Source organism: Enterobacter chuandaensis (assembly GCF_003594915.1).
Lineage (GTDB): Bacteria > Pseudomonadota > Gammaproteobacteria > Enterobacterales > Enterobacteriaceae > Enterobacter > Enterobacter chuandaensis.
Genome location: NZ_QZCS01000005.1, coordinates 158,101 through 171,224, shown reverse-complemented (window position 1 = coordinate 171,224; position 13,124 = coordinate 158,101). Strand labels below are relative to the sequence as shown.

The 13,124-nt window shown below is 56.5% G+C and carries 12 protein-coding genes; 3 read left to right on the top strand and 9 right to left on the bottom strand.

Features of this window, described 5'->3' with window-relative positions; genetic code table 11:
* Nucleotides 1–33 precede the first annotated feature (33 nt).
* From D5066_RS10365 to manX, 4 genes are read right to left on the bottom strand one after another with little or no spacing between them, the layout of a single operon-like run.
* A complete protein-coding gene (locus D5066_RS10365; RefSeq protein ID WP_119915888.1) occupies nucleotides 34–492 on the bottom strand; it encodes a DUF986 family protein in 459 nt (152 codons plus the stop codon).
* 55 nt (nucleotides 493–547) lie between these two features.
* Nucleotides 548–1,399: a PTS mannose transporter subunit IID gene (locus tag D5066_RS10360; RefSeq protein ID WP_006810994.1), complete on the bottom strand. Its 852-nt coding sequence runs from the start codon at nucleotides 1,397–1,399 to the stop codon at nucleotides 548–550.
* Between the two features lie 12 nt (nucleotides 1,400–1,411).
* Nucleotides 1,412–2,212 (bottom strand): PTS mannose transporter subunit IIC, encoded by an 801-nt coding sequence (manY, locus tag D5066_RS10355; protein WP_003859914.1) that lies wholly within the window; start codon nucleotides 2,210–2,212, stop codon nucleotides 1,412–1,414.
* 47 nt (nucleotides 2,213–2,259) lie between these two features.
* Nucleotides 2,260–3,222 carry a PTS mannose transporter subunit IIAB gene (manX, locus tag D5066_RS10350; RefSeq protein ID WP_080329438.1) on the bottom strand — a complete coding sequence of 321 codons (963 nt, stop codon included), beginning with the start codon at nucleotides 3,220–3,222 and terminating at the stop codon, nucleotides 2,260–2,262.
* A gap of 461 nt (nucleotides 3,223–3,683) precedes the next feature.
* Between manX and yoaE the strand changes: the two genes are divergently transcribed.
* Nucleotides 3,684–5,243, top strand: coding sequence for a CNNM family cation transport protein YoaE (gene yoaE / locus D5066_RS10340; RefSeq protein ID WP_119915886.1), 1,560 nt, complete (start codon nucleotides 3,684–3,686; stop codon nucleotides 5,241–5,243).
* A 6-nt stretch (nucleotides 5,244–5,249) separates the two neighbouring features.
* Here yoaE and pdeD read toward each other — a convergent pair whose 3' ends face one another.
* The 4 genes from pdeD to pabB form a co-directional block, all read right to left on the bottom strand.
* Nucleotides 5,250–6,848, bottom strand: a complete 1,599-nt coding sequence (gene pdeD, locus D5066_RS10335) for a cyclic di-3',5'-guanosine monophosphate phosphodiesterase PdeD (protein WP_119915885.1) — start codon at nucleotides 6,846–6,848, stop codon at nucleotides 5,250–5,252.
* A gap of 130 nt (nucleotides 6,849–6,978) precedes the next feature.
* Nucleotides 6,979–8,343 (bottom strand): L-serine ammonia-lyase, encoded by a 1,365-nt coding sequence (gene sdaA / locus D5066_RS10325; protein WP_119915883.1) that lies wholly within the window; start codon nucleotides 8,341–8,343, stop codon nucleotides 6,979–6,981.
* 185 nt (nucleotides 8,344–8,528) lie between these two features.
* Nucleotides 8,529–9,107, bottom strand: coding sequence for a CoA pyrophosphatase (locus tag D5066_RS10320; RefSeq protein ID WP_080329433.1), 579 nt, complete (start codon nucleotides 9,105–9,107; stop codon nucleotides 8,529–8,531).
* Between the two features lie 2 nt (nucleotides 9,108–9,109).
* On the bottom strand, nucleotides 9,110–10,438 hold the full coding sequence (gene pabB, locus D5066_RS10315; RefSeq protein WP_119915882.1) for an aminodeoxychorismate synthase component 1: 1,329 nt from the start codon (nucleotides 10,436–10,438) through the stop codon (nucleotides 9,110–9,112).
* A 61-nt stretch (nucleotides 10,439–10,499) separates the two neighbouring features.
* Here pabB and D5066_RS10310 point away from each other — a divergent pair, with 61 nt between their 5' ends.
* Nucleotides 10,500–10,682 carry a YoaH family protein gene (locus tag D5066_RS10310; protein ID WP_003859925.1) on the top strand — a complete coding sequence of 61 codons (183 nt, stop codon included), beginning with the start codon at nucleotides 10,500–10,502 and terminating at the stop codon, nucleotides 10,680–10,682.
* Nucleotides 10,683–10,687: 5 nt separating this feature from the next.
* Here D5066_RS10310 and D5066_RS10305 read toward each other — a convergent pair whose 3' ends face one another.
* A complete protein-coding gene (locus D5066_RS10305; RefSeq protein ID WP_028013528.1) occupies nucleotides 10,688–11,032 on the bottom strand; it encodes a RidA family protein in 345 nt (114 codons plus the stop codon).
* Nucleotides 11,033–11,165: 133 nt separating this feature from the next.
* Here D5066_RS10305 and yoaA point away from each other — a divergent pair, with 133 nt between their 5' ends.
* Nucleotides 11,166–13,076: a DNA repair helicase YoaA gene (yoaA, locus tag D5066_RS10300; protein ID WP_080329431.1), complete on the top strand. Its 1,911-nt coding sequence runs from the start codon at nucleotides 11,166–11,168 to the stop codon at nucleotides 13,074–13,076.
* Nucleotides 13,077–13,124: the final 48 nt, after the last annotated feature.

Below are 13,124 nucleotides of genomic sequence, written 5' to 3'. Positions count from 1 at the left end.
TATCGCCATTTATAGCCTTGCTATAATTATAACTTATTGAGTTTTAAGGAGTAAATTGTAGATCTTTTCGAGGTCATCAATATTCTTGACCCGAATGAGCAGTCGGCGCTGTTCTAATTGCATCACTAACACGCCGTCTTCGGATAAATTCATCTCTTTAATGCGGTTATATTCTGTCCAGACATTGGCGAAGAAAAATCCGTGTTTTTTAAAAATGAGTTTTGGCGAGCGGATCCAGAACAGGTAAACCGCCATTAATGCCAGCGCACATAATAACCATGTGGTTAATAGTGCACCGTGGCTGGTCACGTTATTGTAAATCAGGATGACCACCAGACCGGCGAAGATAAACGCATCAATGCGTCCACGGCGTAAGAGGGGAAGGGTCAGCAGCGTCTCGCCGTGGCGGCGAGGCATAATGAACTCGTCATAGATAGCGTAAGCCAGCAGGGCAACAATAAACAGCACCAGTACGATGTCCGTAACAGTCATTCATCCTCCAGATAAAAAAACCGGGGGCAAAGCCCCCGGTCGATAACGCAATGTCTTACAGGCCCAGCAAACCGACAGCGTAGCCCGCGATACCGATGACGAAGAAGCCAACGATGATCCAAAGCGGGTTCACTTTTTTACGCAGCAGCCACATACAGGCGAAGGTCAACAGCAGCGGGACCAGGCCCGGCATCAGCTGGTCCAGAATCGTCTGCACGGTGGTGACGCGGGTCTGACCATCCTGACCGGTGATGGTCGACACCACCAGCGGGATGTTCACATGCGTCCACTTGTTAACCAGTGCCCCCATCACAAACAGGCCGAGAATTGACGCCCCCTCGGTCAGTTTCTGCAGGAAGCCGCCGCCCATATCCTTAACGATGTCCACGCCTTTACGGTAGCCGTAGGCCACGCCGTAGTAACGGGTCAGCAGACGCACCGCGTTGAAGAGGATGAAGAACAGCAGTGGACCGAGCAGGCTGCCGCTCATCGCGATCCCGGCACCCAGCGCCGCGAAGACCGGACGAACCGTACCCCAGAAGATAGGGTCGCCCACACCGGCCAGCGGACCCATCAGACCGACTTTGATACCGTTGATAGCACCATCGTCAATCTCTGCGCCGTTCGCACGCTGCTCTTCCATCGCCAGCGTCACGCCCAGAACCGGCGCCGCGACGTAAGGATGGGTGTTGAAGAATTCCAGGTGACGCTTAATCGCCTGACGACGTGCTTCGTTGTTCTCCGGATAGAGACGTTTTATCGCCGGCACCATAGAGAAGCAGAAGCCCAGCGCCTGCATACGTTCGAAGTTCCATGAACCCTGAAACAGGTTAGAACGGATGAACACGCCACGAATATCACCCGGAGTGAGTTTTTTCTCGGTGGTAGTTTTTGTCATATCAACCATTTCGCTCACCTGTTAGTCCAGTTCGTTATCGAGATCGTTGTTACCAGCAGCCTGCGCTGGGGCACCCGCAACGCGGTTGTATTTCGGGCTGAGCTGGATGTAAAGAATCGCCATTACCGCACCAATCACGCCCAGAGCAACCAGGTTGAAGTTGGTGAAGGCTGCAGTGACGAAGCCGAGGTAGAAGAACGGCATCAGGTAGCCCGCACGCATCATGTTGATGACCATTGCGTAACCTACGACGACGATCATACCGCCCGCGATGTTCAGACCGCTGGTCACGACCTCAGGGATCGCGTTCAGCATGCCCTGAACTTCGCTGGTACCGACAGAAATCGCCACGATTACTGCCGGGATCGCGATACGCATCGCCTGCAGGAACAGGGACGACACGTGGATCCAGGAGAGCGCCGTGAGATTGCCGTTCTCGGCCGCTTTATCCGCTGCGTGCTGGAAGGCCACGGTGATGGTACGCACGATAATGGTCAGCACCTGACCAGCTGCGGCCAGAGGAATGGCAAGGGCAATACCTGCACCAATACTCTGGTGACCGGCAATAACCAGAACGGTCGAAATGATTGAGGCCAGTGCGGCATCTGGCGCAACGGCTGCACCGATGTTCATCCAGCCCAGGGCGATCATCTCCAGGGTACCCCCGATGATGATACCGGTTTTCATATCGCCCAGAACGGCACCAATCAACGTACAGGCCACCAGAGGGCGGTGGAACTGAAATTCATCAAGTACGGATTCCATACCCGCAATACACGCGACGATGAACACCAGCACAATCTGAAGAGTGGTAATCTCCATTGTACTTCTCCTATGACATAAGCTTTATGTGAAAAACCGGCGCGGGCTTATTTCCCAACTTTACCGATCAAATCCATCATTTTCAGTTTCTGGTCTGTGGAAACCTTACGGGCTTCCAGTTCAATACCGCGGGCATTCAGCTTGTTGAATGCTTCGATATCTTTCGCATCGACTGAAATCGCGTTGTTGACCTGCGTTTTGCCCTGACGGAAAGCCATCCCACCGATGTTAACCGAGGTGATTTTCACGCCGCCTTCAACAATACGCTCGACGTCTGTTGGGTTAGTAAACAGGAGCATCACGCGTTCACCCGCATATTTCGGGTTGTTGTAAACGCGGATCATCTTGGCGACATCCACGACGTGCGCGGTTACGCCCGGTGGTGCAACCTGAGTCAGAAGGGTTTTACGGACAGTGTCGGCGGCGACTTCGTCACTGACCACGATGATACGTTGTACGTTGGTCTCTTTGGTCCAGCGCGTCGCAACCTGTCCGTGGATCAGACGGTCATCAATACGCGCCAGGCCGATTACCATGTAATCGTTCGGCCCCATTGGTTTCGCCGGTGCCGCCGCTTTTGGCGCTGCTGCAACAGGCGCTGGCTTCTCAACCGGCTGCGCTTTCAGTGCTTTCACACCCTCGCGACCGGTTTCAACAGCCAGTGCTACCAGCTCATCGAAGCTCGGGTTATCGTCGCGTGCCATGAAGGTTTCCACCAGCATAGGGATGTTAACCCCGGCGACGACTTCATAATGCTCTTTATCGACGACAATACGGCTGGCAGCATTGAACGGGCTGCCGCCCCATGTATCAACGAGAAACAGCACGCCTTTGCTGGTATCCAGCTTCGCGAGTTGAGCGTTGTACTTCTCAATCAGCGTCTCGGCGTTTTCACCGGGAACGAAATCGATCCAGCCGACGTTTTCCTGCTCGCCCAACAGCATCTCTGCCGTTTTGAGTAGCTGCTCAGCAGCCCAACCATGTGTGCCTATGACAATAGCAATGGTCACTTGCTACCTCCTTTTATTATCATTAATACGCCTGCCGGGCAGACGTACTGAGAATCGTATTGGCGAACCGAATCGATTCAGATAAGGGTTAGAGTTCAAAAATCTAAGACTTCCGCGAATTATTTTAGACAGTGAAAAAATAATTTATGTGATGAAGATCCGTAATTTAGCTTTCCCGATCGAGAAAATTCTCAACACAAATTTAGTCTTATTGCGTTTTTGCAAAAGAACGTAAATCTTTGCGTAAAAGCTATTGTCTCTGATATGTTTAGCCTCCGTTTACTTGTTCAGGAGTATAGGGCTACAGCCCACTATATGGACCGTCACCGACGTCAGTCATCTAACAGGCCATTCCGCGCCTTCTTCACCGGCGAACCACGCCACGTATCGACTCTGTATGCCTCTTATTTGCCCACGTTGAGTGGGGCACCGTTTTGTCATTCCTTTAGCAGGAGCTTGTCATGGAATTCTTAATGGACCCGTCAATCTGGGTGGGATTGCTTACGCTGGTGGTGCTGGAGATCGTTCTCGGCATTGATAACCTGGTGTTTATTGCCATCCTTGCGGATAAGCTGCCGCCAAAACAGCGTGATAAAGCACGTCTGATTGGTCTGTCGCTGGCGTTGATCATGCGACTGGGCTTGCTGTCTGTGATTTCCTGGATGGTCACGCTGACCAAACCGCTCTTCTCCGTCATGGACTACACCTTCTCCGGCCGTGATTTGATCATGCTGATCGGGGGGATATTCCTGCTGTTCAAAGCGACAACAGAGCTACATGAACGGCTGGAGAACCGGCAGCATGATGATGGTCACGGTAAGGGCTATGCCAGCTTCTGGGTGGTAGTGCTGCAGATCGTGGTGCTGGATGCGGTCTTCTCGCTGGATGCGGTGATTACCGCGGTCGGTATGGTGAACCACCTGCCGGTGATGATGGCGGCTGTCGTGATTGCGATGGCGGTAATGCTGCTGGCCTCAAAACCGCTGACGCGCTTCGTCAACCAGCATCCGACGGTGGTTGTGCTCTGCCTGAGCTTCCTGCTGATGATTGGCCTGAGCCTGGTGGCGGAAGGTTTCGGCTTCCATATTCCGAAAGGCTACCTGTACGCTGCGATTGGCTTCTCGATCATTATCGAGCTGTTCAACCAGATTGCGCGTCGTAACTTTATTAAGCAGCAGTCAAATCTGCCGCTGCGCGCCCGTACCGCAGATGCCATTCTGCGCCTGATGGGCGGTCGTCGCCAGGTGAACGTCCAGTCTGATTCCGAAAACCGTAACCCGGTGCCGGTCCCGGAAGGGGCGTTTGTGGAAGAAGAGCGCTACATGATTAACGGCGTGCTCTCCCTGGCCTCCCGTTCGCTGCGTGGGATCATGACGCCGCGCGGGGAAATCAGCTGGGTCGATGCGAACCTGAGCGTTGACGAAATTCGTCAGCAGTTGCTCTCTTCACCGCACAGCCTGTTCCCGGTATGCCGCGGTGAGCTGGATGAAATCATCGGCGTCGTGCGGGCGAAAGAGATGCTGGTGGCCCTGGAAGAGGGCGTCAACGTCGAGGCTATCGCCGCCGCGTCACCGGCGATTGTGGTGCCGGAAACGTTAGATCCGATCAACCTGCTGGGCGTGCTGCGCCGCGCGCGCGGGAGCTTTGTTATCGTCACCAACGAGTTTGGTGTGGTACAGGGTCTGGTGACGCCGCTGGACGTGCTGGAAGCGATTGCCGGTGAATTCCCGGACGAGGATGAAACGCCTGAGATTGTGGCCGACGGCGAAGGCTGGCTGGTTAAAGGTGCGACCGACCTGCACGCGCTCTCGCATACGCTGGGGCTGGAAAATGTGATTAACGACGAAGAAGACATCGCGACCGTAGCGGGTCTGGTTATCGCCGTTAACGGTCAGATCCCGCGCGTGGGGGATGTGATCGAGCTACCACCGCTGCACATCACCATCGTTGAAGCTAACGACTACCGCGTTGATCTGGTCCGCATTGTTAAAGAACAGTCTTTCCACGACGAAGATGAATAAGTCCGCTTAACGCAGCGGCATTAAGGGCACGATGTGCCCGTTATGACGCGCTGGCGGGGGAGTACTCTCCGCCAACCATTGTGGAAAATCCCGCAGCGGCATTGGTCGCGCATAGAAATATCCCTGCAGAACCGGCACGCCGTGACGACGTAAATACCGCGCCTGTTCATCCGTCTCGACCCCTTCCGCCACCAGTTCGATATTCAGGCGCTGACCCAAAGCAATAATGATATCCGTCACCGTTGAGTTCACGGCGTCGGTACCAATTGCGGTGGTAAATGACCGATCGATTTTCAGTACATCCGGATGCAGCTTTTCAAGCCAGGAGAGCGAGCTGTTCCCGGTGCCAAAATCGTCAATGGCGAGCTTCACCCCTTTGCGATGCAGCTCGCGCACGATGCGGTAGTCCACATCCAGCAGCGCGTCCCGTTCCGTTAATTCAATCACCAGCTGCTGGCGCGGGTTTGCGCTAAACCAGTAGCGGTTGAGGTCCTGTAATAAGACCGCGCGCCGGAAATGGCTGGCGGCAATATTAATGCCGATGTGAAAACCGGCGCTGGAGGGGAAATAGCCTATCTGGCGTACCGTTTCGGCGATGACATACCGGGTGAGGGGAACAATCAGGTTATGTTCTTCGGCCAGAGGGATAAACACGTCCGGGGAGATCCACCCCTGGCGCGGGTTATTCCAGCGCAGCAGAATTTCGACCCCGATGCACGTCTGAGTTCGGGCATTCACCAGCGGCTGACAGAAAAGCTCAAATTCCCTTTCCGCAATACCCATATCGATTTCCCAGGTGAAGCTCATGCGGTTCGCTGTGGCCAGCCAGGCGAGATAGCCCAGCAGCAGGCTCAGCATCAGTCCCAGCGGCAGCTGTGCCGGCAGGCTCTTTAAGGCTACTTCGCCGGGACCAGGCCCGCTAACTGTGATGGAGAAGGGATGGCGGGTTGATGACTGCCGGACGAGCGAGCCATCTTCAGCAAAAGCCAGGCTGTCGGTGACGCGTTGACCGTAGCGCAGAAAGCGATCGCCCACGGACAGCGCCACGTCATGGATAAGCGGACGCTCGGGCTCCAGTATCATTCTGGTAATCAAATCAATATTAACGATTTCGATCACGCCATCTGTGCCGCTCGGGGAGACCGGGTTCCACTGGACCAGAATTGGGCCGCCCTTCACCAGCCACCGATCGGTCGATAAAATCAGCTTCGGCGTGCTGGCAGGTAATTCCTGAAGGAGATCATGAATGGGAACATTACGGCTGCCAAAAATACTGGAACAATACAGGACACCGTCTTTAACCAGAGCAACAGAGCGTACCGTCTGCAAAACGGCGGCCTGCTTTCGCAGGGACAAATGCGCCCGGGAGCAGGGCTGCCCCACCAGCTGCTGCAACGCGTTGCGGTTTTTTTCTAAAGAGAGCAGCAGGTTATCGAGAGAGCGAACGGCATGGCTGGTGAAGTCGAGAACGCGCTGCTGGTTGACATTGCGCTGCGAAACAAAGCGAGCGCCTAACGTCAGGATGAGCGTGAGGAGCGCAATCGTCACACAGACGATAACGCGTTTACGGCGATAGTTTTTAATGATCGTTTGTGCAGTTTGCATGAACGGTCGCCTGCTAAGCCACCAGCCCCAAAAGCCGGACGCAACAGTGAAAGTGTAGTGGGGAAAGCAGAAGGAGACGAGAAAGAAGAGGGAAATTCGCCCATCCGTTGCAGATGGGCGAATGAGAGGATTAGTCGCACTGCACCTTAATGGCCAGACCGCCGCGCGAGGTCTCACGGTACTTCGCGTTCATGTCTTTGCCGGTCTCATACATGGTTTCGATAACCTTATCCAGCGACACGCGAGGTTCGCTGGTACGGCGCATCGCCATGCGTGAGGCGTTGATCGCTTTAACGGACGCAATAGCGTTACGCTCAATGCACGGCACCTGCACCTGACCGGCAACCGGGTCGCAGGTCAGACCGAGGTTATGCTCCATACCGATTTCCGCCGCCACACAGACCTGCTCAGGGCTTGCGCCCAGCAGTTCCGCCAGGCCGGCCGCAGCCATGGAGCAGGCCACGCCCACTTCACCCTGACAGCCCACTTCCGCACCGGAGATGGACGCGTTCATCTTGTACAGCGCACCGATGGCACCAGCCGCGAGGAAATAACGGATGTAGATGTCCGGCGTCACAGGCTCAATAAAGTGATCGTAGTAGGCCAGCACCGCCGGAACGATGCCGCAGGCACCGTTAGTTGGCGCCGTCACAACGCGACCCCCCGCAGCGTTCTCTTCGTTAACCGCAAGGGCAAACATGTTGACCCAGTCAACCACGTTCATCGGGTCGTTGGAGAACTTATCGGTGGTCACCAGCATACGGCGCAGGGCAGAGGCACGACGCGGTACGCGCAGCGGCCCCGGCAGAACGCCTTCGGTGTTCATCCCACGGTCAATACAGGCGCGCATGGTTTGCCACACGTTGGCAAAATAGTCTTCGATCTCTTTTTTGCTGTGCAGCGCCAGTTCGTTCTGCATCACCATGCCGGACAGCGACAGGCCGGTCTCTTTGCAGTAGCCCAGCATTTCGGTAGCCGATTTGAACGGATAGGGCACATTCACATCGCCCGCGCTCTCTTTACCAAAATGCTCTTCATCAACGATGAAGCCACCACCGATGGAGTAGTAGGTTTTGCTGTAGATCTCTTTTTCACCGCTCCAGGCGTGAATGGTCATGCCGTTTTCATGCAGCGGCAGGTTGTCGCTACGAAAACGCATCCCGTCATCCTGCGGGAAATCCACTTCCTGCTGACCGTTAGCCAGCAGCAGGCGTCCGCGCGTTTCCACGTCGCGGATAAATGCCGGAATGGCATCAATATCAACAGTGTCCGGCATGTTGCCTGCCAGACCCATAATAATGGCGATATCGGTGTGGTGGCCTTTACCCGTTAATGACAGCGAGCCGTAGACGTCCACGGCAACACGGGTAACGCTTTCCAGTAATCCTTTTTCGACCAGATCATCGACGAACTGTTTACCGGCCTTCATCGGCCCTACAGTGTGGGAAGAAGATGGACCAATCCCCACTTTGAACATGTCGAATATACTAATCACTTTCACACTCCTGACAGGGTTACCGGGGTTCCAGTAACGATGTAATAACTGCGCATAGTGTAAGAGGGAACACTGACCTCGGCTTAACTATTCACATGAATTAAACTAATGGTTAACGATGGGTTTTGCTAATAGCGCGACACGGATCGCAAACCTGCCAGAAAAGGGTGGAATGTAAAGTATAGTCAAGGCTTCAGGCCGATTTGCAGCGCCAGTTCACGAATGATGCCCGCCGTCATGCCCCAGACAAAATAATGCTGATACCAGGACAACCAGACCCGATGGTCATGCCCCCGGCGATGGATATCCAGCGGATGATAGCGGCTTAGCCGGAGCGCCTCTTCGAGCGGCATCTCAAACACCGCTGAGACTTCATCGACGCTGGCGTGATACTGCAGGCCGGGGGGAATAATACCGACCACAGGCGTGACCTGAAAACCGGTCACGCTGTCGACGGGCGGCAGCACGCCGATGACTTCCACCGCGTCAGGGGGGATCGCCACCTCTTCCTGCGCTTCCCGCAGCGCGGCGGCAATCAGCGACGCATCGGTGCTGTCCACCGCGCCTCCGGGAAAAGCAACCTGACCGGCGTGTTTTCGCATATGCGGCGAGCGCTGCGTAAGCAGCAGGCCCGGCTGTTCCCGGCGCACCACCGGGATCAGCACCGCCGCCTGACGCTGATTCAGCGTGGCGCGGTTGACCTGCGGCCGCAGCAGCTGAAAGCGCGACAGAAAATCATCCAGCGTCAGGTTCTCTTTCTCCACCGTTAGTTCTCCAGTTGTTTCAGGATGCGGTTCACCTTATCAAAGGTTTCCTGGTATTCCGCCTCGACCTGGCTGTCCGCCACAATGCCGCCGCCCGCAGAACAGTAAAGGTTGCCGTCGCAGGCCGTCAGCGTGCGAATGGTGATGCTGGTATCCATGGTACCGCACAGGCTGATATAGCCGATGCTGCCGCACCAGGCACTGCGGCGGTGCGGTTCCAGTTCGTCGATGATTTCCATAGCGCGAATTTTTGGCGCGCCGGTGATGGAGCCGCCCGGGAAGGCGGCGCGCAGCAGATCGCAGGCGGTGCGTGAGGCGGGCAGGCGCGCGGTGATGGTGCTGACAAGGTGATGTACCGCCGGGAACGGTTCGACGACGAACAGTTCCGGCACGCGCACGCTGCCTGGTTCGGCGACGCGGCCAATATCGTTACGCATCAGGTCGACGATCATCAGGTTTTCGGCGCGATCTTTCGGTGAGGCGGCGAGTTTCTCCGCCTGCTGGCGGTCGGCGTCCGGATCGGCAAGGCGCGGTAGTGTGCCTTTAATCGGGCGGGTCTGAATCGTACCTTCCGCCAGATGGATAAAACGCTCCGGCGACAGGCTGAGGACGGCCCCCTGTTCCAGACGTACGAACGCGCTGAACGGCGCCTTATTGCTGGCATTCAGGCGGGTAAAGGCCTGCCACTCGTCTCCCTGATATTCTGCCTGGAAACGCTGGGCAAGGTTGACCTGATAGCAGTCACCGCTTTGCAGATAGGCCTGAACGCGCGCGAATTTTTCCGCGTATTCCATCGCACTCATATTTGAGCGCCAGCCGGAGGTCAGGGCAAACGTCTCAGTTGAGGCAGGCTGCTGCGCCTCAAGCCAGGCCAGACGCGCCTGCACGTCTTGATGGCTCAGCAGGGAGACCTTTTTTTTCTGGTGGTCCACAATCAACGCCCAGTCATACAGCCCCACCGCCATATCCGGCAGGGAAATATCCGCCTGCGCATGCTCGGGGAGCGTTTCGAAACGGCGACCCAAATCGTAGCCAAACAGGCCCAGCGCACCGCCCTGGAAGGGCAGGTCCGGGGTTGGGGTTGCGGATAAGCCCAGCGCGTTGATTTCCTGCTGTAGCTGCATCAGCGGATCGTCCGATAACGCAAGGTCATCGGTGGTCAGCGTCTTCAGCGGATCGGCTACCAGAATATCGAAGCGGCTGTAGGGGTGATCCGCATGGCCGGAGTGCAGCAGCATCGCAAAGGGAAGATGGCTCAGACGAGCAAACCAGAACTCAGCGGCGTCAGCCCGCCAGGGTAAGGTAATAACAGTGGGGAAGCGCATGTTCATGTATGGCATACTACCGGGCAGCGTGAAATAATTAGCGCGAATAATTTAGCAGGAGTTGACGATGTTTGCAGGTTTACCTTCTCTCAGCCATGACCAACAGCAGAAAGCCGTTGAACGTATCCAGGAGCTGATGTCCCAGGGGATGAGCAGCGGACAGGCGATTTCCCAGGTGGCGGAGGAGCTGCGCGCCACCCATACCGGCGAGCGGATCGTGGCGCGTTTTGAGGATGAAGATGAAGAGTAACGGGCTTAAACCGCCGCGATAATCTTGATCTCTACCTTATACTCCGGTTTCATCAGCGTGGCCTGTACGGTGCAGCGTACAGGCGCGTGACCCGCCACCACCCACGCATCCCAGGCTTTATTCATCGCCGCGAAATCGTCTTTATTTGCCAGGAAAATGGTCGCATCCAGAATGCGGGATTTATCGCTGCCCTGTTTTTCCAGCACGGCATCAATCTGCGCCAGGGTATTCGCCGTCTGTTCGAACGCATCCGCGTCCAGATTTGACGGTACACCGGTGTAGTACAGCGTCTGGTTATGGATCACCACATCAGACCAGCGGGCTTCGGCATCAATGCGCACAATTGTCATAAACGTATCCTCGTTATATTTCGTCGTCAGGCGGCAAGACTGCCATATTGTTCCGCCGTCGTCACTATTTGGGGTGGCACAGGAGAGGATGGGCTGACATAATCCCTGTGCAAAAATACAGTGAGAGAACACCGTGGCAGACGATTTTTCCCCTGAAGGTCAGTTAGCACAGGCTATTCCCGGTTTTAAACCGCGCGAACCCCAGCGTCAGATGGCGCACGCCGTCGCGCACGCTATCGAAAAGGCGCAACCGCTGGTGGTGGAGGCCGGAACCGGAACGGGGAAAACCTACGCTTACCTTGCGCCCGCACTGAGGGCGAAAAAGAAGGTTATTATCTCCACGGGGTCAAAGGCGCTTCAGGACCAGCTCTACAGCCGGGACTTGCCGACGGTGGCGAAAGCGTTGAAATACAAAGGTCGCCTGGCGCTGCTGAAAGGGCGTTCTAACTACCTTTGCCTGGAGCGACTCGAACAGCAGGCGCTGGCGGGTGGCGACCTGCCGGTACAAACCCTGAGCGACGTCATTATTCTTCGCGCCTGGGCCAACCAGACGGAAGAGGGGGATATCAGCACCTGCGCGAGCGTGCCGGAAGACTCCCCGGCCTGGCCACTGGTGACCAGCACCAACGACAACTGCCTCGGCAGCGACTGCCCGCTGTATAAAGACTGCTTTGTGGTGAAAGCGCGAAAAACGGCGATGGATGCAGACGTGGTGGTAGTGAACCACCATCTGTTCCTCGCGGATATGGTGGTTAAGGACAGCGGTTTCGGCGAGCTGATCCCCGAAGCGGAGGTGATGATCTTCGATGAAGCCCATCAGCTCCCGGATATCGCCAGCCAGTATTTCGGCCAGTCGCTTTCAAGCCGCCAGCTTCAGGATCTGGCGAAAGATTTCACCATTGCCTACCGTACCGAACTCAAAGATACCCAGCAGCTGCAGAAGTGCGCTGACCGCCTGGCGCAAAGCGCGCAGGATTTCCGCCTGCAGCTTGGCGAGCCGGGCTATCGCGGCAACCTGCGCGAACTGCTGGCGGATAAAAATATCCAGCGCGCGCTGCTGCTGCTCGATGATGCGCTTGAGCTCTGTTACGACGTGGCGAAGCTGTCCCTCGGACGTTCTGCCCTGCTGGATGCCGCCTTCGAGCGCGCGACGCTCTATCGCGGGCGGCTGAAACGCCTAAAAGAGATCAATCAGCCGGGATACAGCTACTGGTATGAATGTACCTCGCGCCACTTCACTCTGGCGCTCACGCCGCTGACGGTGGCCGATAAATTCAAAGAAGTCATGGCGCAGAAGCCCGGGAGCTGGATTTTCACCTCGGCAACCCTGTCGGTGAATGACGATCTGCACCACTTTACCGAGCGCCTCGGCATTGAACAGGCGGAATCACTCCTCCTGCCGAGCCCGTTTGATTACGAAAAGCAGGCGCTGCTCTGCGTGCCGCGTAATCTGCCGCTGCCGAATCAGCCGGGCGCGGCACGGCATCTCGCCGCGATGCTCAAGCCGATGATTGAGGCCAACAACGGCCGCTGTTTTATGCTCTGCACCTCACACGCCATGATGCGCGACCTCGCCGAGCAGTTCCGCGCCACCATGACCCTGCCGGTGCTGTTGCAGGGGGAAACCAGCAAAGGGCAACTGCTCCAGCAGTTTGTCAGCGCCGGTAATGCCCTGCTGGTGGCGACCAGCAGCTTCTGGGAAGGGGTGGACGTGCGTGGCGATACGCTCTCGCTGGTCATCATCGACAAGCTGCCGTTTACCTCCCCGGATGACCCGCTGCTCAAGGCGCGGATGGAGGACTGTCGTCTGCGCGGAGGCGATCCGTTTGACGAGGTTCAGCTGCCGGACGCGGTGATTACCCTTAAGCAAGGGGTAGGGCGCCTGATCCGTGACGTCACCGATCGCGGCGTGCTGGTGATCTGCGATAACCGGCTGGTCATGCGTCCTTACGGCGCAACCTTCCTCGCCAGCCTGCCGCCGGCCCCGCGTACGCGGGACATTAAACGCGCGGTGCGTTTCCTGGCGAACCCAACGGCGGAGTAATTTGCCCCGGAGTGTGCTAAGATGCGCGCCATTTTGTGACTGACCCTT